This window comes from Halosimplex amylolyticum, assembly GCF_051414035.1.
GTDB classification, from domain to species: Archaea; Halobacteriota; Halobacteria; order Halobacteriales; family Haloarculaceae; genus Halosimplex; species Halosimplex amylolyticum.
In genome coordinates, this window is record NZ_JBLKNW010000002.1 from 69,247 (window position 1) to 93,244 (window position 23,998).

A 23,998-nucleotide genomic window follows, 5' to 3' on the forward strand; every position below is an offset into this window, starting at 1 on the left:
CCGTCTTAGTTCCACGGTAGACGAAGGGCAGCACAGTGGCAGTTCCGCGGTCGGCGGCTGGCGGTCGGCGGTCGGCGGCTGGCGGTCGGCGGCTGGCGGGTGGCGGTCGGCGGTCGGCGGTCGGCGGTCGGCGGCTGGCGGTCGGCGGTCGGCGGCTGGCGGTCGGCGGCTGGCGGCTGGCAGTCGGCGGTCGGCGGCTGGCGGCCGGCGGCTGGCGGTCGGCGTCTACTCGTCGGTGCCGTTCACGATGGCCGTCGCGTACCCCTCGACGGCGGACCCGGAGACGCCGACGGCGCAGACCTCGTGTTCGAAGTCCATGTCGTAGGCCTCGCGGGCGGCGCCCGCGGCGTCGACCGCCGAAAAGTCGACGGGCTCGGGGCTGTCCGTCTCGTAGGTCGCCACGAGCGTCGGTTCGGTGACCTCCTCGACGAGCAGGGCGTCCCGGCGGACGGTCCCGATCACGGCGCCCGGACCGTCGGCGTTCGTGCTCGGGTCCGCGGGGTCGACGCCGACGATACCGGCGACCCGGGGCGTGTCGTAGTCGTCCTTCTCGAAGTCGAGCGCGAGCAGGGGTTCGGCGAGCGCGTCGCGGGCGGGATAGCCCAGCGCGAGCTTCTCGGCGATGGGGTCGACGTGCGAGCCGTTGCCGATCACCGCGCCGCGGGCGGTCTCCTGCAGGCAGTTGTACTCGACGTAGGGGTTGTCCGTCTCGGGGGCGTCGTCGGTCGGGCCGACGGTGACGGTGCCCGGCTGGCGGCCGGTGGCTTTCCGGTTCGGGAACGAGCGCGAGGAGACGCGGTAGGCGCCCACCGCAGGTGCGACGACGACGAAGCGTCCGAGGTACATACGCGGTTGTCGGCCCCAGTCGCGAAAGTAAATGTCGATCCGAACGGGGGCGAGTGACCGCCCGGAACGAGCCCTCGAAGCGAGGTGCAAGGCGCCTCGTAGCGGGGAGGACGAAGCGAGAGCGCGGGGGTTATGCCCCTCGCGCCCCTCGATCCGTCGATGACAGCAGGCCTCGATGCGGACGTGGTCGGTGCCGACGCCGCCGCCGAGCGGCGCGACGAAGTGGTCGCGGACGTGACCGACCACGCCGGCCGGATGGCGCGCGAACTCGCCCGCCTCCAGGGCGGCGACTACGGCCAGGAGGCGTTCGAGACCGACCGCGGGACGTGGACGCTCAAGTACGAGGGCGGCGACGTAGAGTACCTCCGCTTCGACGGCCGGGGGGCCGACGTCTACGTCGTCTCGACCCAGCAGGCGCCGGAGCCGGAAGCGCTCGCCGACGCGTTGACCGACTACGACGCCTTCGTCGAGTCGTTCAACGAGTACGTCCGCTCGCTCGACGGCGTCCTCGACGACGTCTCCGACGAACTGCCCGAGATCGCCTCCGTCGACTCGGTCGTCCAGGAACGCGAGCGCATCCTCTCGCGGATGCGCGAGGCCTGCGACCGGATGGCCCAGCAACTCCAGCGCGCCGAAGGCGGCGACTACGGGTCGTTCTCCGCCCGCGTCGACAGCTCCCGCTGGGAACTCAAGTGGGAGGAGGGACGGGCGAGTTACCTCCGCGTCGGCGGGGAGGGCGGCGTCTACATCCTCTCGCAGTACCAGCCGCCCTCGGCCTACGACCTGCGTGCCCACGCCGACGACTTCCCCGGCTTCGTCGACGCCTTCAACGAGCACGTCGAGGAGATCTCCGAGACGCTCGATACCGTGTCGCTGTAGCCGGTCGATTTTCAGCCACGCTGCGCCCAGCGACGACGTGTCGAGAGCGCGGCAGCCGTTGCCGCTCGCAGTGACGTTTTCTCGGAGCACGGCGACCGATCGAACGTGCCCGACCTCACTATCCGCCGGTACGATGCCGACGACGAGGAGGCTGTCTGGACCCTCCACGAGCGGGCGCTCCGGGACGCGGGCGCCTACGACGAGGAGTACGCCCACCTCGACGCGGATCTGCGAAACGTCGAATCGGAGTACCTCGACGCGGGCGGCGAGTTCCTGGTCGGCGAGGTCGAGCGGAGCGCCACCCTGGACGGTGAGCGGGGCGGGATGCCCGGCGAACGCGACAGCGACGTCGTCGCGATGGGAGCGCTCCAACCCTCGACCGACGTCGACCACCACGAGAGCGACCGCGACGCCGCCGTGGTCCGGCGAATGCGCGTCGATCCCGGCCACCAGCGGCGGGGGCACGGGAGCCGGATCCTCCGGGAACTCGAAACTTGCGCGGCCGACCGCGGATTCGAGCAGCTGGTGCTCGATACGACGCCGCGCCAGGAGGCCGCGACGGCGCTCTACGAGTCGTTCGGCTTCCGGGAGGCCCGGCGCGAGGAGACGCCCGTCGGCGAGATGATCTTTTATACGAAGGAGCTATAGCCTCGGTTTCACTTTCACTCCGTAGCCACTCGTTAATGAACTGAGACTAGTCGGGACGAACATGGCGACAACGGAGCAGGAATGCATCGAATCCCTCCAGCGTGCAGCCGACATTCTGGACACGGCGCCGACGAAAAAGGAGTACGTCGAACTGGAGTTGACGCCGGCGGCGTCCACGATCATGCGAATTCTCGGCGGCTGGAACGAAGCGAAGGAGCGGGCCGGATTGGAGACGTACGAACAGGGCGAAAACGGGGGGTGTCCCGTTCAGCCGAAGCCCGACTGGGTCGAACTGCCGGAAGAGAAAGAGTGGGAAGAGCTGTCGGGATACCAGCGATGGTACTACAAGAACCGAGAGAAGGAGATCCAGAAGAAAGAGGACCGGAGAGAGATGTTACGCGGCTGGCTCCACCGCGTCAAGCGCGAGCAGTACGAATGTGTGCGATGTGGTGCCGGACACCCCGCGTACCTCGACTTCCATCACACGGACTCCGCCGAGAAGGATCTGGGTGTGGGAGAGATGGTGAGTTACGGATACGCGAAGGAGAGCATCCGGGCGGAGATCGAGAACTGCGAAGTCCTCTGTGCCAACTGCCATCGAAGAGAGCACTACGAGGTTCCCGCTTCGCTCGACGAAGAAGCGTGATTCTTCAGGGGCGTTACCGTTTCACAGTAGCTCTCTGCTCCGCAACACTCAAGTATAGCTCCGTCCAATCATCAGTTGAAACGTTGCCCAAACCGCAGTAGGGCGACATGTCAAAGTCCCGTGGGGTAGTGGCCAATCCTGTCAGCTTCTGGGGCTGACGACGGAAGTTCGAATCTTCCCGGGACTATTCTCCCAGTGGTTTGACTCTTTCAGCGGTGAGTCCCGTTTTCAGCGAACCTGGCAGTGGTGAGGCGGCTTATCGCGGGGCACCGTCTCGTCAGGAGTTCCCCTCACGCTTGCAGCAGCGGGATCCGGGTCGCTCGCAGACCGGATACGAGTGTTCAATGCGGAGGGGTCGGCCCGCCGCTGAGACGCATCGCTTGCCGGTGAACCTGAAGAACCATTACGCTCCAAAACAGAACCGCGGCCATGCAGACCACCGGCATCGACCACGTCAACCTCGCCTTCCCCGCGGATCGACTCTCCGAGGTGATTGAGTTCTACGTCGACATCCGCGGATTCACCACTGATTTCGACGACCCATAGACGGCCGTCACCGACTATCCGGGCCTGTTCAGCATCGAACTCGGCGATTCTTACCGGATCTTCGTCAACCCGTCCGAGGACTTCGACCCCGAAGCCACGAACTATCGCCACATGGCTCTCCGCATTCCACAGCCACCGGATGCCATCGAAACACTCCTCGACGACAACGGCATCAGCATCGACAGTACGGCCGAACGAGAGAGCGACGCGCTGGGCGCCTACACCACCTACTACGTCTCCGACCCGTTCGGATACACCATCGAACTCATAGTCACGAACGAGGAGTAGTGTCAGTCGCAGTGGGATAGCAGTGCGTCGCCGAACTCCGCTCGCCTCGGATGGATGAGCGAAGCGATGCCGCGAGTGGTTCAAACCCCGAGTCGTGTGGTTTCCGCGGTCGGTTTTCGACGGGTGGGGTAGAGTACGGCGGCGTGACGCTCCGCCGCGGTCGTACAACATGATCGCTCCCAAAACACTAACACGATAGCACGGATAGCCTCGGTCGAGTGTAATGTGTCGGGAGACGAAACGGGAGCCCGCCTGGGTGGCGGCTATCCGTCTGGCGATGTTAGAGGGTCGCGTCACCACCGAGGGGGTCATCGAAGAGGCGAATCTCGTGGCCGGCCGGGAGCGAACCGTCCGCGACGTGCTCTCGACGATGGACGACCGGGGGATCTTGGTGGCTCACAGCGAGGACGCCTACGTCCCGGGCCCGACCCTGCTGGAGTCCGACCGGTTCGACCTCGACTTCGAGAACGCCTCTGACGGCGGCGCCCACCGCTGGAAGTCCGCCGTCTGACTGCCGAACCGTTCGACATAGCGTAAGCTATGTAACTACTACGTGTCAACCCCGGGTATGGGCACGCTGGCAGACACGAAGATATCGGAGAAGAACCTGACGACGGTTCCGAAGCCGGTCCGGAACTTCCTCGAAGTCGGAGCGGGGGACCGGGTCGAGTGGCACGTCGAAGACGGACGGATAATCGTCGAGAAACGCGACACCGAGTAGCCGTCGGCGACTCAGGGGAGGTCCGACTGTTCGTCGACGTCTCGCCGCACACCGCTGTCGCTGACCGCGACGCGGACGCCGTCGTCGCTCTCCAGGAGGATCTCGCGACCGCCGACGTCGCCGGAGACGTCGGTCAGGGCCGCGAAGAATCGCCGGTCGAACAGCACCGGGTTCCCCCGGGCGCCGCCGTAGGCCGCCGCGAGCGCGTCGCCGGCCCCCGACGCGTAGGCGGCGACGAGGGTCTCAACGGTTTCCGGGTCGACGAAGGGCATGTCGCCGAGCGCGACGACGGCAGCGTCCGAGGCGTCGCGGGCGTCTCCGCGGTCTCGGACGGCATCGATACCGGCGCGCACCGACGAGGCCTGTCCCCGCCGATAGTCGGGGTTGCGGACGAACGCTACGTCCAGTCCCTCCAGCGCGTCGATCACGCGGTCGGCCTCGTGGCCGACGACGACCACGACCGGGTCGACGCCGGCCTCCAGCAGGGTCCGCGCCGCGTGACGGACGAGCGGGTCGCCCTCGTGGGTCGCCAGCAGTTTGTTCGCCTCGCCGAAGCGGCTGCTCGTCCCCGCCGCGAGCAGAACGCCGGCGACGCGCGGAGCGTCACTCTCCGGGCTTTCGAACGGTGGTTCGACGAGCGGCAGGTCGCTCCCCGTCATCGTTCGACGACGGGGTAGGGAACGACGTCGACCGGTTGGTCGCGGTCGACGGCGTCCTCGGTGAGCACGAACCCGTCCGCGCGGGTCGCGCGAGTGCTCGACGAGAGGACGCTCGGGTCGAACGTCTCCTCGTAGACCGACAGGGCCGAATCGGCGTGACCCAGCGGCATCGCGACGCCGTCGTCGAGGGTAACTGGAATCGCGTACGCGAACCCCGGGACTGCGATGTCTATCGAGCGAGCGAACCGCGCGGAGAGCGTCGGGAGGGCGGTCTCGCCCGTGAAGAACGGCCGGGCGACCAGTGTCGTCACCGCGTGCGCACCGACGGGCTTGCCGGGGATGGCGAACGCGACGGCGTCGTGGTCGGGGAGTTCGGCGACACCGATGGGTTTCCCCGGGCGGAGCCGCACTCGGTGGAATCGCACGTCTCCGAGCGCGGCGAGCGCCCGGATCACGTAGTCCCTGTCGCCGACGCTGGTCCCGCCGGTCGTCACCACGACGTCGTACTCGGCGGCCAGGTCGTCCAGTCTGGACGCCACGCGGTCGTAGTCGTCGGGAACGCTGCCCTCGTGGGTCGCGTCGTGGCCCCACGACCGGACGAGGCCGGCGAGCATCGGCGAGTCGAGGTCGCGGTCGCGCCCCTCGTGGATCTCCGTCCCCGTCGCGAGCAGGCCGACGTCGAAGCGCTCCCGGACGGTGACGGTATCGATACCGAGGTCGCCGAGCAGGATAGCGTCTTTCGGGGAGAGACGCTCGCCGGCGGCGAACAGTCGTTCCCCCTCGGCGACGTTGCTCCCCCGCTCGTAGACGTAGGTCCCGGGGTCGACGTCCGTGCCCCGCAACTGGCCGTCCTCGACGGTCGCCGCTTCGCGTTTGAGCACCGCGTTGGCCGACGGCGGGACCGGCGCGCCGGTCGCGATGCGGACGGCCTCCCCCTCGTCGATGGCCGGCGGGTCGTCCTCCGGGAACACGTCGGCGTCGACGACCGACAGCGGGTAGTCGTCGGTCGCGTCGAAGGCGAACCCATCCATCGTCGAGTGGCTCCGGGCGGGGACGGCCGTCGGCGCGTCTAGCGCCTCCGCGAGGACGCGACCGGCGAGACGGTCGATATCGACAGTCTCGGTCCCCAACCGGTCGATCCACCGTTCACGGAGCGCCCGAACCCGCTCGGCGGCGTCGTCCCACGCGATCAGCGCGTCTTCGTGGTCTTCGCCGTGGTCGTGGTCGTCGCCGCGATCGTGGTCGTGGCCGGGACTGTCGCCCTCACTGGGACTGTTGCTGTCCGCGGCGCCTTCGCCGTCGTCACTGTCCGGGTCTGATCCCCCGTTCATCGCTGTCGCCGTTCCGAGCGGCCGCGCGCCGCGTCCCCCACGAAACCAACACAAACTTTTATGGAAGATGTCTTTGATAGCATATGACGTGGTAATAGTATGCACATAGTGGAGGGACTTAAAAGATGGCGCCACGGCGCGCCGAGTGGACAGGGTCGAACGACGGGAACCAGCGATGGAATTTGACGGAGAGTTCGAGTTAGCGGAGGTCCCGCCGGAGAAAGCGTGGATCGTGCTGTCGGACCCGATGGCGGTCCGGGACTCGCTGAAGGGGTGTCGGTACATCACCCCGATGGACGACGACTTCAACTTCGACGAGTACGAGCCCGAGGAAGACGTCGAGATGCTTCCGGAGGCAGACCCGGACACGGTCGCCGACCGGGCGTTCGTCGCGGGGCAGAAGTACGCGGCGCTGATGCAGGTCGGCGTCGGGAGCGTGAAACCGCGCTTCGAGACGACGGTCACTATCGACGAACGCGACGACGAGACCTTCGAGATGACCGCCTCGGGCGGCGGCGACGCCTCGTCCAGCACGTTCAGCATGACCTCCGGGATGCGGATCCACGAACTGGAGGACGGCGATGGCGCCAAGATCGAGTGGTGGACCGAGGCCGACATCTCGGGCCGCATCGCCCAGCTCGGGTCGCGAGTCATCGACCCCGTCGCCGACAAGATCGTGAACAACTTCTTCAGCAGCATCGAGCAGCAGATGACCGACGTCGACGCGGAGACCAACAGCGGCGTCACCGACAAACTCCGTAGCATGCTATGAAAGCCGCACCGTTCGAACACCACGAACCGACGACGGTCAACGAGGCCGTGAGCCTGATCGAGAGCCTCGACGAGTCCACGATCCTCGCCGGCGGCCAGAGTCTCGTCCCGATGCTCCGGTTCAGACTCGCCCGCCCCGACACCGTCGTCGACATCAATCGTATCGACGAGCTCGACTACCTCCACGAGGAAGACGGCTACCTCAAGATGGGCGCGCTCGCCCGTCACGCCGACGTGGAGGACGCCGACGTGGTAGCCGAGAAGTACGGGAGCTTCGCGGACGCGGCCCCGCTGGTCGCGGACCCGCAGATCCGCAACCGCGGGACCGTCGTCGGCTCCGTCGCGCAGGCCGACCCCAAGGGCGACTGGGGCAGCGTCCTCATCGCCCACGACGGGGCAGTCGTCGCGGAGGGCCCCGACGGCGAACGAGTGATCCCCGCCGACGAGCTGTTCCTCCTGCCCTACGACACCTCCCTCGGCGAGAACGAACTCATCACCGAGGCGCGGGTCCCGACGCCGGCCGACCGCGAGGGCAGCGCCTACCACAAGCTCAAGCGCAAGACCGGCGACTACGCGATGGCGGGCGTCGCCGCCCGGCTGATCCTCGACGACGACGGCGTCGTCGAGGAGGCCGGCATCGGCCTGACCGCCGTCGACATCACGAACGCGCGGGCCTCGGACGCCGAGGACCACGTCGAAGGCGAGCGGCCGAGCGCCGACCTGTTCGAGCGCGCCGGCGAGCTGGCGGCCGAACAGTCGAACCCGGAATCGGACGAACACGGCGATGCCGCCTACAAGGAGCGCATGGTCGACGTACTGACCCAGCGCGCGCTCGGTGACGCCGCCGAGCGCGCCGGGGTCGTCAAACGGAGGGTCACACCGTGACTGACGAACGAGCGATCACGCTGACCGTCAACGGCACAGCGCACACCATCGAGGTCGAACCGCGGCGCCTGCTGGTCCACGCCATCCGCGAGGAGCTGGACCTGACTGGCACCCACATCGGCTGTGACACCGGCAACTGCGGGGCCTGCACAGTCCTGAAAGACGGCGAACCGATCAAGTCGTGCCTGACCTTCGCGGTCCAGGCCGACGGCAGCGAGATCACGACCGTCGAGGGGATGGAGGACCTGCCCGAAGCGGGCGGCGAACTCCACCCGCTCCAGGAGGGGTTCCGCGAGGAACACGGCCTCCAGTGTGGCTACTGCACGCCCGGGATGATCATGTCGGGGAAGGCGCTGCTGGACGAGAACCCGGACCCCGAAGAGGACGAGATCCGGGAGGCCATCAGCGGCAACCTCTGTCGGTGCACCGGCTACCAGAACATCGTCCGCTCGATCGAGTACGCCGCCGAGGAACTCGAGGGACAGCCCGCCGCCGCCGACGGCGGCACCGTCACCGCGGCCGAGCGGTTCGACGGCGACACCGACCTCGACGGTGAGGATGCCGACGCAGAGGCCGACGTCGACGCCCCCGCCGAGTTCGACTGCGGCGTCGAGAACTGCTGTGGCGGACCGTCGACCGACGCCGCCCACGTCGAGGGCGCGGATCCCCAGTTCGACACCACCGGGGGTGACGACTCATGAGCAGCGACTCCGAGGAGACGACCGAGCGGGAGTTCCAGCACCCGGACGACGACGGTCCGCAACCGGAGAAACACTGCGGCCACGGCCGCGGCGGCATGGGCGAGGAAGTCACCCGGAAGGAGGACAAGCGGTTCATCACCGGCCGGGGCAACTACGTCGACGACATCAAGAAACCGGGGATGCTCCACTGCGAGATCGTCCGGAGCCCCCACGCTCACGCCCGCATCGAGGACATCGACGGATCGCGCGCGATGGCGCTCGACGGCGTCGTCGCGGTACTGACCGCCGACGACCTGCTGGAGTACGACCTGGCGACGATGCCGACGCTGATGGACGACACCCAGGACGTGCTCGTCAACGACAAGGTGAAGTTCCAGTCCCAGGAGGTCGCCGCGGTCATCGCCGAGGACCGCTACGCCGCCAAGGACGGCGCCGAGAAGGTCGAGGTCGAGTACGACGTACTCGATCCGGTCGTCGACGCCGAGGAGGCGCTGGACGAGGACGCGCCGCTGATCCGCGACGAACTCGACGACCAGGAGGACAACCACATCTTCGACTGGGAGACCGGCGACGAGGAAGCAACGAATCAGGTCTTCGACGAAGCCGCGGTCACCGTCGAGGAGGACATGCTCTACCAGCGGCTCCACCCCGCGCCGATCGAGACCTGTGGCGCGGTCGCCGACTGGGACCCCGGCGACGACAAGATGACGGTCCACATGACCTCGCAGGCGCCCCACGCCCACCGGACGCTGTTCTCGCAGGTGTCGGGCATCCCCGAACACAAGGTCCGGATCGTCAGCCCCGACGTGGGCGGTGGGTTCGGCAACAAGGTCCCGATCTACCCGGGCTACGTCGTCGCCGCCGCGGCGTCGTACGTGCTCGAACGGCCGGTGAAGTGGGTCGAGGAGCGTTCGGAGAACATCCAGACGACCGGGTTCGCCCGCGACTACGACATGACCGGCGAACTCGCCGCCACGGAGGACGGCGTGATCGAGGGCGTGAAGGTCGACGTGCTCGCCAACCACGGCGCGTACAACGCGGCGGCCCAGCCCTCGAAGTTCCCCGCCGGCTTCTTCAACATCTTCACCGGGTCCTACGACATCGAGGCCGCCTACGGCTCGCTGACGGCGGCCTACACGAACACCGCCCCCGGCGGCATCGCCTACCGGTGTTCGTTCCGCGTCACGGAGGCGGTCTACCTCATCGAGCGGCTGGTGAAGGTGCTTGCGGACGAACTCGACGTGGACCCGGCCGAGATCCGGCGGAAGAACTTCATCCCCTCCGACGCGTTCCCCTACGAGAGCGCGACGGGGTGGAACTACGACTCCGGGGACTACGAGACGGCCCTGGACAAGGCCCTGGAGATGGCCGACTACGAGCACTACCGCGAGGAGCAACAGCGCCGCATCGAGGAAGACGCCGACGAGCTCGTCGGCATCGGCATCTCCTCGTTCACCGAGGTCGTCGGTGCCGGCCCCGGCAAGCAGTGTGACATCGCCGGCATCGAGATGTTCGACTCCGCGGACCTGCGCGTGAACCCGACCGGCAACGCCGTGTTGCGGGTCGGCGTCCAGACGCAGGGCCAGGGTCACGAGACCACCTTCGCGCAGATCGTCGCGGAGGAGCTGGGCATGGACGTCGACGACATCGTCGTCGAACACGGCGACACCGACACCGAACCCTACGGGCTGGGGACCTACGGCTCGCGGTCGACGCCGGTCGCGGGCGCCGCAGCCGCCGTCGCCGCCCGGAAGGTCCGCGACAAGGCCAAGTCCATCGCCGCCAACGAACTGGAAGCGGCTAAAGAAGACATCGAGTGGGACCGCGAATCCGGCGAGTTCCACGTCGCCGGCGCGCCGGACCGCTCGATCACCATCACGGAGATCGCCGCGGGCGCCTACATGAATCACCCCGGGGACGAGGAGCCCGGGCTGGAGGCGACGAACTACTACGACCCGCCGGAGATGACGTATCCCTTCGGCTCGTACGTCGTGGTCGTGGAGGTCGACCGGGAGACCGGCGAGGTCGACTTCGAGAAGTTCGTCGCGGTCGACGACTGCGGCAACCGCATCAACCCGATGATCATCGAGGGGCAGATCCACGGCGGGCTCGCCCAGGGGATCGGCACCGCGATGATGGAGCACGTCACCTACGACGACAACGGGAACGTCACCGGCGGCGACTTCATGAACTACCTGCTGCCGACGGCCAACGAGATCCCCAACTTCGACACGGGACACACCGTCACGCCGTCGCCCCACCACCCGATCGGGGCCAAGGGCGTCGGCGAGTCGCCGACCGTCGGGTCGCCGCCGGCCATCGTCAACGCCGTCGTCGACGCGATGTCCCACGGCGGGATCTCCCACGTCGATATGCCGATGACGCCGGACACCGTCTGGGAGTCGCTCGACGAGGCCGACCTCGCGGTCGACCCGAGCCAGAACGTCGAGTTCGAGTTCGACGACGCGGGGAGCGAAGGACCGGCCGACGACTGAACGGACGACGCCGGCGACCCCGGCCGCGGGGCGCCACCACGGAGTTCACCACACGAGATGACACGGAACGAGACAGACGACGGAGGAAGCGACGAGCCGGTGCGCCGAGACGCCACCGACGGCGACGTCTCCGAACTGGAACGGGAACTCACCGACCGAGGCGAGGCCTACGCGCGAGTGACCGTCGTCCGCCGGGAGCCGCCGGTCTCGGCGAACGTGGGCGACCGCGCCGTCGTGACCACCGACGGCGAACTCCACGGGTGGATCGGCGGCGCCGCCTGCGCGCAGACGACGGCCGTCGACCAGGCGACGGCCGCCATCGAGGCCGGCGAACCCCGACTGATCGGCATCGCCCCCGACCCCGACACGGTCGACCGGTCGGGCCTGGAGGCGTTCCCGATGCGCTGTCACAGCGAGGGCGTCCTCGAACTGTTCGTCGAACCGGTCGACCCGACGCCGGAGCTCGTCGTCGTCGGGAACTCGCCGATCGCCCGGTCGCTGACCCGACTGGCGACCGAACTCGCCGTCGACGTGACCGTCGTCGACCCAGAGGGAGCCGACGACCTCCCGGCCGACGAGACGGTGACGGCGACCGACCCAGCGACGGTGGCCGACGCCGTCGGCCCGTCGCCGCTGGTCGTCGTCGCGTCGATGGGGCAGTACGACGCCCGCGGGGTCGCGGCCGGCCTCGACGCGGACGCGGAGTACGTCGGACTCGTCGCGAGCGACGCCAGGAGCGACGAGGTGACGGAGCGGGCCGCCGCGCTGCTCGATACGGACCCGGAGACGGTCCGGGCGGCCGTGACCAACCCCGCCGGCGTCGACATCGCGGCCCACACACCGGCGGAGATCGCCGTGAGCATCCTCGCCGAGGTCGTCGACGCCCGGACTGCCGCCGGGACCGGTGGCCGCAGAGCACCGGCAGCCGAGTCCGAGACGACGGCCGACGACGAGGACGAGGACGTTCACGCGGATCGCGACCACGAGGGTCAGGACAACCACGACCACGAGAACCACGGCAGTCACGACCACGAGGATCACGACCACGGAACCGGAGACCCGGACGCGGTCGACGACCTCGCGACGGATCCCGTCTGCGGGATGGCCGTCGACCCCGAGACCGCGGCCGCGACGGTCGAACACGACGGCCGCACCTACCACTTCTGCTGTGAGGGGTGTGCCGACTCCTTCGAGAGCGACCCGGCGTCGTACCTGAACGACGGGGAGACGGCGCCGCCATGACCGCGGGCCCCGCGACGTTCGACTCGCTGACCGAGTCGGACCTCGACGAGCGGTTCGCGGCGGCGGACTACGTCGCCGACGACCGGACGGTCACGACGGTCCACCTCGCGCTCACGCTCGGCCGACCGTTGCTCGTCGAGGGACCCCCCGGCAGCGGGAAGACCGAACTCGGGAAGGTCCTCGCGACGGCGTTCGACACCGACCTCATCCGGCTGCAGTGCTACGAGGGGCTGACCGCCGAGAACGCGCTCTACGAGTGGAACTACACAAAGCAGTTGCTCGCGGTGCAGGGCGACGAGGGCAGCGTCGCGAGTGGGTCGGCGCCCGACCGGATCGATCAGCCCGACCAGACCGGTCGGGGAGACCGCGACCGCTCCGTCTTCGACGAGGAGTTCCTCCTCGAACGGCCGCTGTTGCGGGCGCTGACCGCCGACGGCGACACGCCGCCGGTCCTGCTCGTCGACGAGATCGACCGCGCCGACGAGGAGTTCGAGGCGTTCCTGCTCGAACTGCTCTCGGACTTCCAGGTGTCGATCCCCGAGTACGGCACCGTCGGCGCCGACCAGCCGCCGGTCGTCGTGCTCACCTCCAACCGCACGCGGGGGCTCTCCGACGCGCTGAAACGGCGGTGTCTGTACCTCCACGTCGAGCCGCCCTCCTTCGAGAACGAGTTCGACATCGTCCAGCGGAAGGTGCCGGAACTGGACGCCGCCGTGGCCGCGGAAGTGTGTGCGGTCGTCGACCGGTTGCGCGAGGAGGCGTTCCTCAAGCGCCCCGGCGTCGCCGAGACGCTCGACTGGGCGCGGGCGGTCGCGCAGCTCCGCCGGGAGGACGCGGACCGCCCGCTCTCGACCGACGAGATCGAGCGGACGATCGGCTGTCTCCTCAAGGAGGCCGAGGACATCGACCGGGTGGACACCGAACTGCTCGAACAACTGCGGGCGGCCGCCGCGGCCGCCGACGAACGACTCGAAGCGTAACCAGCGATGACCGGATCCGGGAACGCCGACGGACCGTCCGCGAACGGGAGCGGCGACGGCGTCTCCGTGGGCGAGACTGACAGCCGACCGGACGTCGAACCCGACGGCGGACTCGACGACGCCTCGGCCGGTGAGGGCGTTCCGGACTTCCGCGCCGCGCGGCGACACGTCCTGATCGAACTCCTCCGCTTCGCGGCGCGACTCCGCGAGGAGGGCGTCCACGTCCCGCCGAGCGCGTCGCTCGACGGCGCGCGTGCGCTCGCCGTCGTCGGCCTCGGCGACGAGGAACGGGCCGCCGACGCGCTGCGCGCGACGCTGCTCTCGGACGCGACCGACCGCGACGCTTTCGACGAGGCGTTCCCGACGTTCTGGCACCGCCTCCGGTCGGGACTGGACCGCATCGCGACCGAACACGGTGGCCCGAGTCCCGGCGACGACGAGAGCGACGGCGACGGAGAGAACGGACGCCCGGCCGACACCGACGACTCCGTCACCGACGAGCCGGGCGTGCTCGAAGCCGCGGAGCCGCCGGACGGGACCGGGTCGGGCGACGGCGACGTCGAGGTGCGGATCCCGACCGACCGCCGCCACGCTACAGGCGAGCGAGCGACCGAGACCGATGAGGGCGCCGCGCGCCGGTACAGCGCGGTCGGCGGGCGCGAACTGGTCGACGTCGACGCCGCTGGGCTGTCGAGCACCGAGACCGCGGCGGTCGACCGCTTCGTCGACGCGCTGGCGACCCTGCCCGGGCGGCGGCGACGGGACTCGACCGCCGGCGACCGGATCGACGCCAGACGGACGTTGCGGTCGAGTCTGGCGACCGGCGGCGCGCCCATCGACCTCCCCCGGTCGGAGCCGGTCGCGTCCGAACTCAGGTGCTGTCTGCTCGTCGACGTGAGCGGGTCCGTCCTCGACACCGTCGACCGGAGCGTCCTGCTCGCGTTCGCCGAGCGACTGCACGCGAGCGCTCGGCGGGCCCGCGTCTTCCTGTTCGACACCGACCTGGTCGACGTGACCGAGCAGTTCGACCGGGCGGACGGCGACCCGGCCGCGGCGCTCCGCGAGGCCGAGGTCGAGTGGGGCGGCGGAACGCAGATCGGGGCGGCGTTCACCGCGCTCCGTCGCGAGCACCCACACGCCGTCGACCGCCGGAGTGTCGTCGTGGTCGTCAGCGACGGACTCGACGTCGGCGACGGGGAGACGCTGGCCGACGGCATCACGTGGCTGTCGAAGCGCGCCGGCGCCCTGGTCTGGCTCAACCCGCTGGCCGTCTCGCCGTCGTTCGAGCCCCGGTCGCGCGGCATGTCGACGGCCCGGCCGTATCTCGACTCGCTGTTCGGATTCGCCGAACCGGCCGACCTCGCGGAGGCTGCGCGCCAGATCGAGCGACGCGGGCTCGACGGTCGGGTCGGCTACGAACACGATCCGCGTCGATTCGACGCCGAACGCGGAGGTGAGCCGGAGTGACCGACGTGCTGTCGCGAGTCGTCGCGCGACTCCGAGAGCGGGCGAGCGCCTCGACCCTCGACCGCGTCACCGTGGGAGAGGAGGTGCTGCTCGTCGAGCTGGCAGGCCCGGACGGGACGACCGCCGGCCTCGCACACCGTCCCGCGGGCCCGCCGCCGGCGACGGAGGGGCCGACAGTCGAGTCGCTGCTGACGGCGGCCGACGGGTCGACCACCGCGGCCGCCAGACCCGGCCGCGCGCTCGGCATCGCGACGGCGAACGCGCTGTCGGCCCCGCTCGTGGACTGGCGGCCCGGCGACCCGATGGCGCTGCTCGACGACGACGTCGAACGGATCGCGACCGTCGGGCTGTTCGCGCCCGCGTTCCGGAAGTTCGACGGCGTCACCGTCTCCGTGGTCGAGCGCGAATCAGTCGACGACGTGGCGGCCCCGGACGGCGTCGACGTGCGGACGTTCGTGCCGGACGAGGCCGACGCGGCGCTGGCCAACGCCGAGGTCGTCTTCGTGACCGGGTCGGCGTTCGTCTACGGCGGCGTCGACCGCTACCTCGACGCGGCGCCCGCCGCTGCGACCGTCGCCGTGGTCGGCGCGACCGCGTCGTTTCTCCCCGGCCCGCTGTTCGACGCGGGAGTCGACGTCGTCGCGGGCGCGGCGGTGAGAGACGTGGCGCGGGTCCGCGACGCGGTGCAGCGCGGTGCCTGCGGGACGGACCTGCACGACGCGGGAGTCGAGAAGGTCTACGCCGCCGTCGAACGACCGCCGGGCGTCCGCCTCGACGCGACCGGCGACACCGAGGTGACCGACACATGACACAGGACAACTGGAGTGTTCCCGAGACGGAAGTAGTACAGCGCATCCGCGACCGACTCGACGCCGACGGGACCGACGTGCTCGCCACCGTCGTCGACGTCGACGGGAACGCCTACCGGCGACCCGGTGCGAAGATGCTCCTCGACGAGGGCGGGGCGGGCGTCGGCGCCATCACCGCCGGCTGTCTCGAAGACGAACTGGTCCGCGTCGGCGAGCGCGTCCGCGAGACCGGTCGTCCCGAACTGGTCACCTACGACCTGATGGAAGACGACGAAGACGACGTGTGGGGCCTCGGCGTCGGCTGTAACGGCGTCATCGAGGTCCTGCTCGAACCCCTGACCGACGCCTCTCGACCGGCCGTCGAGGCCTTCTTCGACGGTCGCGACGTGGCCGTCGTCACCGTCCTCGACGGCGGCGACTCGGGGTTCGAACAGGGCGACCGCGCGTACTACTACCCGGACAGCGGGGCGTTCGACGCGCCGGCGGGCAGCGACAGCGCGGCGTGGCCGACCGAGGCGCTGTCCGGCCCCGCGGGCGAACTCGCCGAGCGCGGGCGCGCGGCCGCGCTCACCGTCGGGCACGGATCGACCGAGCTCGACGTGTTCGTGGACGGCCTCGCCGCGCCGACGGAACTGGTCGTCTTCGGCACCGGTCACGACGTGGGACCGGTCACGGAACTCGCGGCGAAGAACGACTTCCGCGTGACCGTCGTCGGGTTCCGCGGCGCCGTCGACCTCGGGGACCGGTTCCCGGCGGCCGACCGGACAGTGACCACCTCGCCCGCCCGCGTCGCCGAGGACCTCGCCCTCGACGACCGCACGCACGCGGTCGTCATGACGCACAACTTCGTCGACGACCGCCTGACGGTCGAATCGTTGCTCGACGCCGGGGTCCCCTACGTCGGCCTGATGGGGCCGCGCGAGCGGTTCGAGGAGATGCAGGAGGCCTTCGCGGAGGAGGGGCGAACCTTCGACGAGGAGACGCTGTCGTCGCTGTACACGCCCGCGGGGCTCGATGTGGGCGGCGGGTCACCGTACCAGATCGCCCACAGCATCGTCGCGGAGGCGCTCGCCGTCTCGAACGGCCGGACGCCGGGCCACCTCCAGGCCCGCGAGGGACCGATCCACGAGCGCGTCGACGTCGAGTCGGACGCCGACGCGCCGGTGCAGTGAGCCGACAGCCGTCGTCGCTCTCGACGCGTTTCTCTCCTACGGGGTAATCACGAGCTTCCCGACGGTCTCCCGGTCTCGCATCGCCGCGAATGCCTCCCCGGTCTCGGCGAGCGGATACGTCGTGTCGACCACCGGTTCGAACGCACCGTCGGCGACGAACTCGACGAGTCGCTCCAGGTCGGGCTGGGTTCCCATCGTCGAGCCGACGATGTGCTTGTGCTGGAGGAAGAGATCAGCCACTTCGAACTCCGAGACGTCACCGGCGGTTCGCCCGCAGACGACCATCGTCCCGCCGCGACGCAACACTGACTGCCCGAGTTCCGTGTACTCGCCGCCGAGGTGGTTGATCACGGCGTCGACGGGCTCGTCGACGGACTCGCGGATCGCCTCGACGTCCGCCGATTCGATCCCCCGGTCCAGCCCGACCTCGCGGACGCGGTCGAGTTTCGCCGCCGAGCGCGAGGTACCCACGCTCTCCAGGCCGAGGACGTCACAGAGCTGGACGGTCGCGACGCCGACGCCGCCCGTGGCGCCGGGGACGAAGACGGTGTCGCCGGTTTCCACGTCCGCGCGCTGGAGCATCCGGTAGGCGGTCACGTACGCCGTCGGGAGCGCGGCGGCGGTAGTCGCGTCCACCCCGTCGGGCAGCGGAACGAGCCGATCGGCCGTCACCCGCGCCCGTTCGGCGAGCCCGCCGTGGTACAGCGAGAAGTGCTCGCACACGTTCTCCGGCCCCTCGCGGCAGAACCGGCAGGTCCCGCAGGTCTCGTTCGGGCAGAGGACCACCCGGTCGCCCGCTTCGAGGCCGGAGACGTCCGGTCCCGTCTCCCTGACCCTGCCGGCCACGTCGAGGCCGGTGACGAAGGGCAGGTCGTCGGCGTCGACCATCGCGGAGTCGCCCTCCAGGATCCACAGGTCGTGGCGGTTGATCGCGCACGCGTCGACGTCGACGACCGCATCTCCGGGGCCGGGTTCCGGGTCGGGTCGGTCGATCACGTCCACGCCGTCGGGTCCGACGAGTTCGGTGAAGGCTGCGGCGCGCATGACCGGTGGGTTCGGGGCCGACGGCCAAGAGTGCGGCGTCGGCGGCGAGACCGTGTCGGTCTCGCGACCCGGGGCTCGCGTTCGCCGTGGTTACTTGAGACTCCGTCCGCATTGTCCGGTATGGCACCCTCGCACGTGCTCGTCCCGCTGGACGGGTCGCCGCTCGCCGACGACGCGCTCGCCCACGCGCTGGAGACCTTCGACTGTCGGGTCACCGTCCTCAACGTCGTGACGCCGCTCGACGCCTCGATGAGCGAGGGCGGCGTCCTCGAACCCGACGACGAGCGCGAGGCCGAGGCCCGCGAACGAGCGGAGCGACTGGTCGAACGAGCCCGCGAGCGCGCCGCCGAAGCCGACCGGCGCGTCGAGACGGTGGTCGAGACCGGCGACCCCGCCGAGACGATCCTGGACGCCGTCGACGAACGCGACGTCGACCACGTCGTGATGGGTGGCCACGGCGGCGATCGATCCGACCTCGGCCGGCGACTCCTCGGGACCGTCGCGACCACCGTCGTCGGCGAAGCCCCCGTCACCGTGACCGTCGTTCGGTAAGAGGCGTCTGGCGTGGTCGTCGTTCGGTGACGAACGGAGTCAACCCCAAGCGCGGACGGACGGCGAAACGTGTCAACCGAGTCGTTCCACCTGAAACGAAGGGGGTTTGGGGACCGTTCTCAATCGACCCGGATCCCGGAGAGGGCGCCGTAGAGCTGGTCGGCGAGGTCGTCGGCGCGGTCGGCGGTGCGGGCCTCGGCGTAGATGCGGACGACCGGTTCGGTGCCCGAGGGGCGGGCGAGCACCCAGCCGTCGCCGTAGTCGAGGCGGTACCCGTCGGTGGTGTCGAGGTCCGCGATGGACTCGCGGGCCGTCCGCTCGATGGCGTCGAGCATCGCCTGGCGCTGGTGGTCGTCGTCGTACTCGACGTCCCGGCGGACGTTCATGTAGTCGTCGTAGCGGGCGATCACCTCGCTGGCGGGCTCGTCCCGGTGAGCGAGTAGCTCGCAGAATCGCGCGGCGGTGTAGGCGCCGTCGCGGGCGATCCGGTAGTCCGGGAAGAGGATGCCGCCGTTGCCCTCCCCGGCGATTGGGACGTGCTCGCCGGTGGCCTGCAGGTCGCGAATGCGCGAGACGATGTAGGTGCTCCCGATGGGCGTCAGCGTGAGGTCCGCGCCGGCCTCGTCGGCCACGTCGACCAGTCGCTGGGAGGCGTTGACGGCGGAGACGACGGTGTCCCCCTCGCCGATGGCCGCGGCGGCGAGCGCGGCGAGGGTGGCGCTCCCCTCGACGTACTCGCCGCGCTCGTCGACGAAGATGGCGCGATCGGCGTCGCCGTCGTGGGCGACCCCCAGGTCGGCGTTCGTCGCGCGGACGAACCGCTTGAGGTCACCGAGGTTGTCGTCGACGGGTTCGGGGTCGCGACCGGGGAAGTGCCCGTCCGGCTGGGCGTGGATGGTCTTGACCGAGCAGCCGAGGCGGCGGAAGAAGTCGGGGCTCGTGAGCGAGCCCGCGCCGTGGCCGGGGTCGACGGCGACGGTCAGGTCCGCGGCGGCGACGGCCTCGCGGTCGACGGCGCCGAGGAGGTCGTCGAGGTACGCGCGGCGGACGCCGTCGACGCGGCGGCTGTCGCCGGTCTCGTGCCAGGGGACGCGCTCGACGGACTCGTCGAGCAGGCGACGTTCGATGGCTTCGAGGCGCTCGCGGGGGAGCTCGACCCCGTCGGCGCCGACGAGTTTGATGCCGTTGTACTCCGGCGGGTTGTGCGAGGCGGTGACCATCACGCCGGGCACCCCCTCGCGCTCGGCGTAGGCCTGCAGGCCGGGCGTGGCGAGGACGCCCAGGCGGTCGACGTCGAGCCCGACGCTGGCGAGGCCGCTGGCGACGGCGTCGACCAGCATGGCGCCGGTCGCACGCGTGTCGCGCGCGATGGCTACGCGGTCGACGTCGCCGTCTCCTCCCCAGACGGAACCGGCCGCCTGTGCCACGTCCGTGGCGTACTCGGGGGTGAGGTCGTCGTTGACCACCCCGCGCACGCCGCTCGACCCGAAGACCCTCATTGGGGGGTACTCGGCGGTCTGGCCGCATAGTGGTTCCGGAGTGTGCGGCCCTGCCGTCCGAACGATGCGTGACGCAGACAGCGGTCGATACAGTCGGCTGTGACCGGTCCGGGCGGTCCGAGCCCCGGGAACGAGACGCGACGTTCTCGCCATCTGAGAACGCACGGCCCCGTTTTGCGGACCGAACCGATACGTCCACGCATGAGAGACGCCCCCGTCACCAGACGCCGCGCACTGACCGTTATCGGAACCGGGCTCAGCGCATCGCTGGTGGGATGTCTGGGAGACGGAAGCGGGAGTACGGCCGGAGCCGAGCGCCCGGCAGAAACCCCGACTCCTGTCGATCTTTCCGGTGGCAAACGGGACGACGAGGGAGGGATGGTCATCGGGGAACACAGCGGTCCGAACGGGCAGATCTTCTACGAGGAGAACTCGCCGGACGGTCACGACAACCCGGCGTGGTTTCACACGCTCGTGTCGGGGTTGTTCCCCTACCTCTTCGAGCGGGAACGGCGGGGGTGGACCGCCGTCGCGGTGTACGTGACGGACTACTCGCAAGCCGACTACGAGATGGAAACGCGCGGGAGGAAGGTCTTCATCAGTTCACACACGGACCCGGAGACGTTCGCCCCGGCGCGGACCCTCCAGTACGTCGCCGGGTCGGAAGTCGTCGGCGGGATGGGGAAAGAGCTGATCCCGTTCTCGGACGAGGCCGACGTCGACCAGTTCACGAACGAGTACGGCGGTCGATCGGTCGAGTACGACGACGTCGACCCCGAGTTCATCTCCGACTACCGATGAGGTCGGTCCCCGGCCGGGGTGGCCGCCCGTCAGGAACAGACGGACCACCGAGACGGCCCGGTCGACGGCGGCCCGGACGGCCGTTCCGGACACCGGCGGTTTCCGCGGCAGAACCGCCGCTGGAGACCCGCGAAATGTGAGCGGGGCGCGACCGCGTTCTTCGGAGTACATAAACCACATAGGATCAAAGGCTGCGTATGGACAAGCAGGGACTCATCGACGCGCTCCGCGACGCCGAGGCCGTCAAGTTCGGCGAGTTCGAACTCTCCCACGGCGGCACCTCGAACTACTACGTCGACAAGTACCTCTTCGAGACCGACCCGCACTGCCTCGAACTGATCGCAGCAGCGTTCGCAGAGCGGGTCGGCGACACGAAGCTCGCCGGCGTCGCCCTCGGCGCCGTCCCGCTCGTCGCCGCCGCCAGCGTCGAGTCGGGCAACCCCTACGTCATCGTCCGTAAACAGAAAAAGGAGTACGGCACCGCCAACCTCGTCGAGGGCGAACTCGCCGAAGGCGAGGAGGTCGTCGTCCTCGAAGACATCGCGACGACCGGCCAGAGCGCCGTCGACGCCGCCGAGGCGCTCCGCGACGCTGGCGCGGTCGTCGACCGGGTCATCGTCGTCGTCGACCGCCAGGAGGGCGCCGCCGAGAACCTCGCCGACCACGACCTCGAACTGGATTCGCTGCTGACCGCCGACGACCTGCTCGCCGACGCGCCCGAGGACGCGGACGTCTGAGCGGTGCGGTCCCGCCCGCCGGGGGAGACTCCGGATCGGCCGGTATCGAGCCTGTCATTCTCTCCCAGGCCAGTTCGACGGTCGTCGCACGTCACAACCCTTTTATCCGATTGCGCGTTAGCGGAGTTCAAGATGGCAGGTGACTGCTTTACACGCGGGCCTCGCGCCCCATAACCAGTCACCTCCACGTTCTCACGCTCGCAATCGGCTGGCAAGCGACGCGTGGCGATCCGGAGGTCGATGACATGTCACGACAGGAATCCTCAGTAACGGTCGAACTGCCCGATGGAAACACGCTCGACGTTCCGTCGGGCACCACAGTCGAGGGTGTGGCTTACGAGATCGGCCCCGGGCTCGGCGACGACACGGTCGCGGGCGTCCTCGACGGCGAACTCGTCGACAAGGCCGACCCCGTCTACGACGGCGCGACCATCGAGATCGTCACCCCCTCGGCCGACGAGTACCTGCAGGTGCTGCGCCACTCGGCGGCCCACGTCCTCGCCCAGGCCGTCCTGCGTCACTACCCCGACGCCGAGCTCGCCACCGGTCCGCCCACCGAGGAGGGCTTTTACTACGACTTCGACGGCGTCGACATCGACGAGGGCGACCTCGACGACCTGGTCGCCGAGATGGAGTCCATCGTCGCGGACGACCTCGACATCGAACGCGAAGAGGTCACCATCGAGGAGGCCCGCGAGCGGGTCGCCGGCGACCCATACAAGGAGGAGATCCTCGCGGACCTGGCCGCCGGCGAGCGCGGCGCCGCCGCCGACATCGAGACGGTGTCGTTCTACAGCCAGGGCGAGTTCTCCGACCTCTGTGCCGGCCCGCACGTCGCCTCGACGGGACAGATCGGCGCCGTCGACCTCCGGGAGATCGCCGCCACCAACTGGCGCGGCGACGAGGACGAGGCGCGGCTCACCCGCGTCTACGGCACCGCCTTCGAGTCCGAGTCTGACCTCGAAGACTACTGGGAGCGCAAGCAGGAGGCCGAGCGTCGCGACCACCGCCGCATCGGCCGCGAGATGGACCTGTTCTCCATCCCCGAGCACTCCCCTGGCTGTGTCCACTTCCACCCCGACGGGATGGCCATTCGCCGCGAACTGGAGGACTACATCCGCGAGAAGAACGACGAACTCGGCTACGAGGAGGTCTGGACGCCGGAACTGAACAAGACGGACCTGTGGAAGACCTCGGGCCACTACGAGCACTTCTGCGAGGAGGACGAGATGTTCCACTGGGAGCAGGCCAGCGCCCGCACCGACGACGACGAGGGCGACGAGTACGGCCTGAAGCCGATGAACTGCGCCAACCACGTCCACCTCTACCAGCGCCAGCGCCGCTCGTATCGCGAGCTCCCGAAGCGCTACTCCGAGTTCGGGACCTGCTACCGCAACGAGCGCTCGGGCGAGCTCTCCGGGATGCTCCGGGTCCGCGGGTTCACCCAGGACGACGGCCACGCGTTCGTCAGCCGCGACCAGATCCAGGGCGAGGTCACCCGCACGCTGGAGGTCATCGACGAGGTGCTCGACGATTTCGGCCTCGACGTCACCTTCAAGCTGGAGACCCAGCCCGACGACTCCTTCGGCGACGACGCCCTCTGGGAGCGCGCCGAGGACGACCTCCGCAGTTCGCTCGACTCGCTCGGCGAGGGCTACGAGGTCGAACCCGGCGAGGGCGCCTTCTACGGGCCGAAGATCGCCGCCGACGCCGAGGACGCCATCGGCCGCGAGTGGACCGTCGGCACGGTCCAGCTCGACTTCGTCCAGCCCGAGCGCTTCGACCTGAACTACGTCGGCGAGGACAACGAGGAACACACGCCGGTCATGATCCACCGCGCCCTCCTCGGGACGTTCGAGCGGTTCATGGGCGTCATGATCGAGCACTTCGCCGGCCGGTTCCCCCTGTGGCTCGCGCCCGAACAGGTCCGCGTCCTCCCGCTCAACGAGGACGTGCTGGGCTACGCCCACCGCCTCAAGAACGACTTCGACGACGACGGCTTCCGCGTGTCGGTCGCCGACGGCGACGACACGCTCCAGCGGAAGATCCGCCGCGCCCACGACGAGAACGTCCCCTACATGCTGATCGTCGGTCCCGACGAGGAAGAATCGGGAACCGTCTCGGTCCGCGACCGCGCCGAGCGCGAGGCCCGCGACGTCGACCCCGACGACTTCCGCGAGCACCTGCGCGCCGAGCGCGCCGAGAAGCGTCTCGAACCGGACTTCCTCGACGAATAACGCGGCTGACGCCGGTTCGACCCCGCGACCCGACCGCTTTTC

General features: G+C 69.4%; 24 protein-coding genes and 1 tRNA gene. 20 read left to right on the top strand and 5 right to left on the bottom strand.

The genetic code is table 11. The features are described from left to right. Positions 1-225: 225 nt before the first annotated feature. Entirely contained in the window at positions 226-846 is a 621-nt protein-coding gene (locus tag ACMGFE_RS10960; protein ID WP_436925238.1) for an IMP cyclohydrolase, read from the bottom strand. Positions 847-1,005: 159 nt separating this feature from the next. On the opposite strand from ACMGFE_RS10960, the gene ACMGFE_RS10965 reads away from it, so the two are divergent. From ACMGFE_RS10965 to ACMGFE_RS10995, 7 genes are all read left to right on the top strand, one after another. After that, on the top strand, positions 1,006-1,725 hold the full coding sequence (locus tag ACMGFE_RS10965; protein ID WP_436925239.1) for a profilin-fold protein: 720 nt from the start codon (positions 1,006-1,008) through the stop codon (positions 1,723-1,725). A 105-nt stretch (positions 1,726-1,830) separates the two neighbouring features. Then, positions 1,831-2,373, top strand: a complete 543-nt coding sequence (locus ACMGFE_RS10970; RefSeq protein WP_436925240.1) for a GNAT family N-acetyltransferase — start codon at positions 1,831-1,833, stop codon at positions 2,371-2,373. A gap of 61 nt (positions 2,374-2,434) precedes the next feature. Further along, positions 2,435-3,019, top strand: coding sequence for a homing endonuclease associated repeat-containing protein (locus ACMGFE_RS10975; RefSeq protein ID WP_436925241.1), 585 nt, complete (start codon positions 2,435-2,437; stop codon positions 3,017-3,019). Positions 3,020-3,133: 114 nt separating this feature from the next. After that, positions 3,134-3,206 (top strand) — tRNA-Gln (locus tag ACMGFE_RS10980). Positions 3,207-3,676: 470 nt separating this feature from the next. After that, a complete protein-coding gene (locus tag ACMGFE_RS10985) occupies positions 3,677-3,853 on the top strand; it encodes a hypothetical protein (RefSeq protein ID WP_436925242.1) in 177 nt (58 codons plus the stop codon). Between the two features lie 223 nt (positions 3,854-4,076). Next, on the top strand, positions 4,077-4,364 hold the full coding sequence (locus ACMGFE_RS10990) for a hypothetical protein (protein WP_436925243.1): 288 nt from the start codon (positions 4,077-4,079) through the stop codon (positions 4,362-4,364). A 57-nt stretch (positions 4,365-4,421) separates the two neighbouring features. Then, positions 4,422-4,574 carry an AbrB/MazE/SpoVT family DNA-binding domain-containing protein gene (locus ACMGFE_RS10995; RefSeq protein ID WP_436925244.1) on the top strand — a complete coding sequence of 51 codons (153 nt, stop codon included), beginning with the start codon at positions 4,422-4,424 and terminating at the stop codon, positions 4,572-4,574. Positions 4,575-4,585: 11 nt separating this feature from the next. Here ACMGFE_RS10995 and ACMGFE_RS11000 read toward each other — a convergent pair whose 3' ends face one another. Beyond that, on the bottom strand, positions 4,586-5,233 hold the full coding sequence (locus tag ACMGFE_RS11000; protein ID WP_436925245.1) for a nucleotidyltransferase family protein: 648 nt from the start codon (positions 5,231-5,233) through the stop codon (positions 4,586-4,588). Further along, entirely contained in the window at positions 5,230-6,564 is a 1,335-nt protein-coding gene (locus ACMGFE_RS11005; RefSeq protein ID WP_436925246.1) for a molybdopterin molybdotransferase MoeA, read from the bottom strand. The genes ACMGFE_RS11000 and ACMGFE_RS11005 overlap by 4 nt, the downstream gene beginning before the upstream one ends. A gap of 175 nt (positions 6,565-6,739) precedes the next feature. Here ACMGFE_RS11005 and ACMGFE_RS11010 point away from each other — a divergent pair, with 175 nt between their 5' ends. From ACMGFE_RS11010 to ACMGFE_RS11050, 9 genes are read left to right on the top strand one after another with little or no spacing between them, the layout of a single operon-like run. Beyond that, a complete protein-coding gene (locus ACMGFE_RS11010; protein WP_436925247.1) occupies positions 6,740-7,336 on the top strand; it encodes an SRPBCC family protein in 597 nt (198 codons plus the stop codon). Next, positions 7,333-8,220: an FAD binding domain-containing protein gene (locus tag ACMGFE_RS11015; RefSeq protein ID WP_436925248.1), complete on the top strand. Its 888-nt coding sequence runs from the start codon at positions 7,333-7,335 to the stop codon at positions 8,218-8,220. Before ACMGFE_RS11010 ends, ACMGFE_RS11015 begins: the two co-directional genes overlap by 4 nt. Then, positions 8,217-8,921, top strand: coding sequence for a (2Fe-2S)-binding protein (locus ACMGFE_RS11020; protein ID WP_436925249.1), 705 nt, complete (start codon positions 8,217-8,219; stop codon positions 8,919-8,921). The genes ACMGFE_RS11015 and ACMGFE_RS11020 overlap by 4 nt, the downstream gene beginning before the upstream one ends. Continuing rightward, a complete protein-coding gene (locus ACMGFE_RS11025; RefSeq protein WP_436925250.1) occupies positions 8,918-11,416 on the top strand; it encodes an aerobic carbon-monoxide dehydrogenase large subunit in 2,499 nt (832 codons plus the stop codon). The genes ACMGFE_RS11020 and ACMGFE_RS11025 overlap by 4 nt, the downstream gene beginning before the upstream one ends. A gap of 57 nt (positions 11,417-11,473) precedes the next feature. Beyond that, positions 11,474-12,658: an XdhC family protein gene (locus tag ACMGFE_RS11030; protein WP_436925251.1), complete on the top strand. Its 1,185-nt coding sequence runs from the start codon at positions 11,474-11,476 to the stop codon at positions 12,656-12,658. Continuing rightward, positions 12,655-13,638, top strand: a complete 984-nt coding sequence (locus ACMGFE_RS11035) for an AAA family ATPase (protein ID WP_436925252.1) — start codon at positions 12,655-12,657, stop codon at positions 13,636-13,638. Before ACMGFE_RS11030 ends, ACMGFE_RS11035 begins: the two co-directional genes overlap by 4 nt. Before the next feature lie 6 nt (positions 13,639-13,644). Beyond that, positions 13,645-15,105 (top strand): VWA domain-containing protein, encoded by a 1,461-nt coding sequence (locus tag ACMGFE_RS11040; protein ID WP_436925253.1) that lies wholly within the window; start codon positions 13,645-13,647, stop codon positions 15,103-15,105. Then, a complete protein-coding gene (locus tag ACMGFE_RS11045) occupies positions 15,102-15,914 on the top strand; it encodes a Rossmann-like domain-containing protein (RefSeq protein ID WP_436925254.1) in 813 nt (270 codons plus the stop codon). Before ACMGFE_RS11040 ends, ACMGFE_RS11045 begins: the two co-directional genes overlap by 4 nt. Further along, positions 15,911-17,086: an XdhC family protein gene (locus ACMGFE_RS11050; RefSeq protein ID WP_436925255.1), complete on the top strand. Its 1,176-nt coding sequence runs from the start codon at positions 15,911-15,913 to the stop codon at positions 17,084-17,086. The genes ACMGFE_RS11045 and ACMGFE_RS11050 overlap by 4 nt, the downstream gene beginning before the upstream one ends. A gap of 36 nt (positions 17,087-17,122) precedes the next feature. On the opposite strand, the gene ACMGFE_RS11055 is transcribed toward ACMGFE_RS11050, so the two are convergent. Beyond that, positions 17,123-18,130 (bottom strand): alcohol dehydrogenase catalytic domain-containing protein, encoded by a 1,008-nt coding sequence (locus ACMGFE_RS11055; protein ID WP_436925256.1) that lies wholly within the window; start codon positions 18,128-18,130, stop codon positions 17,123-17,125. A 120-nt stretch (positions 18,131-18,250) separates the two neighbouring features. On the opposite strand from ACMGFE_RS11055, the gene ACMGFE_RS11060 reads away from it, so the two are divergent. Beyond that, positions 18,251-18,682, top strand: a complete 432-nt coding sequence (locus ACMGFE_RS11060) for a universal stress protein (protein ID WP_436925257.1) — start codon at positions 18,251-18,253, stop codon at positions 18,680-18,682. 119 nt (positions 18,683-18,801) lie between these two features. On the opposite strand, the gene glmM is transcribed toward ACMGFE_RS11060, so the two are convergent. After that, positions 18,802-20,181, bottom strand: a complete 1,380-nt coding sequence (gene glmM / locus ACMGFE_RS11065) for a phosphoglucosamine mutase (protein WP_436925258.1) — start codon at positions 20,179-20,181, stop codon at positions 18,802-18,804. Between the two features lie 201 nt (positions 20,182-20,382). Here glmM and ACMGFE_RS11070 point away from each other — a divergent pair, with 201 nt between their 5' ends. The 3 genes from ACMGFE_RS11070 (at position 20,383) to thrS (ending at position 23,956) form a co-directional block, all read left to right on the top strand. Continuing rightward, a complete protein-coding gene (locus ACMGFE_RS11070) occupies positions 20,383-20,982 on the top strand; it encodes a nitrous oxide reductase accessory protein NosL (protein WP_436925259.1) in 600 nt (199 codons plus the stop codon). Between the two features lie 197 nt (positions 20,983-21,179). Further along, on the top strand, positions 21,180-21,719 hold the full coding sequence (gene pyrE, locus ACMGFE_RS11075) for an orotate phosphoribosyltransferase (protein WP_436925260.1): 540 nt from the start codon (positions 21,180-21,182) through the stop codon (positions 21,717-21,719). 245 nt (positions 21,720-21,964) lie between these two features. Beyond that, the gene (thrS, locus tag ACMGFE_RS11080) at positions 21,965-23,956 is read left to right on the top strand and encodes a threonine--tRNA ligase (protein ID WP_436925261.1); all 1,992 of its coding nucleotides are present in this window, start codon (positions 21,965-21,967) and stop codon (positions 23,954-23,956) included. The last annotated feature ends 42 nt before the right edge of the window (positions 23,957-23,998 follow it).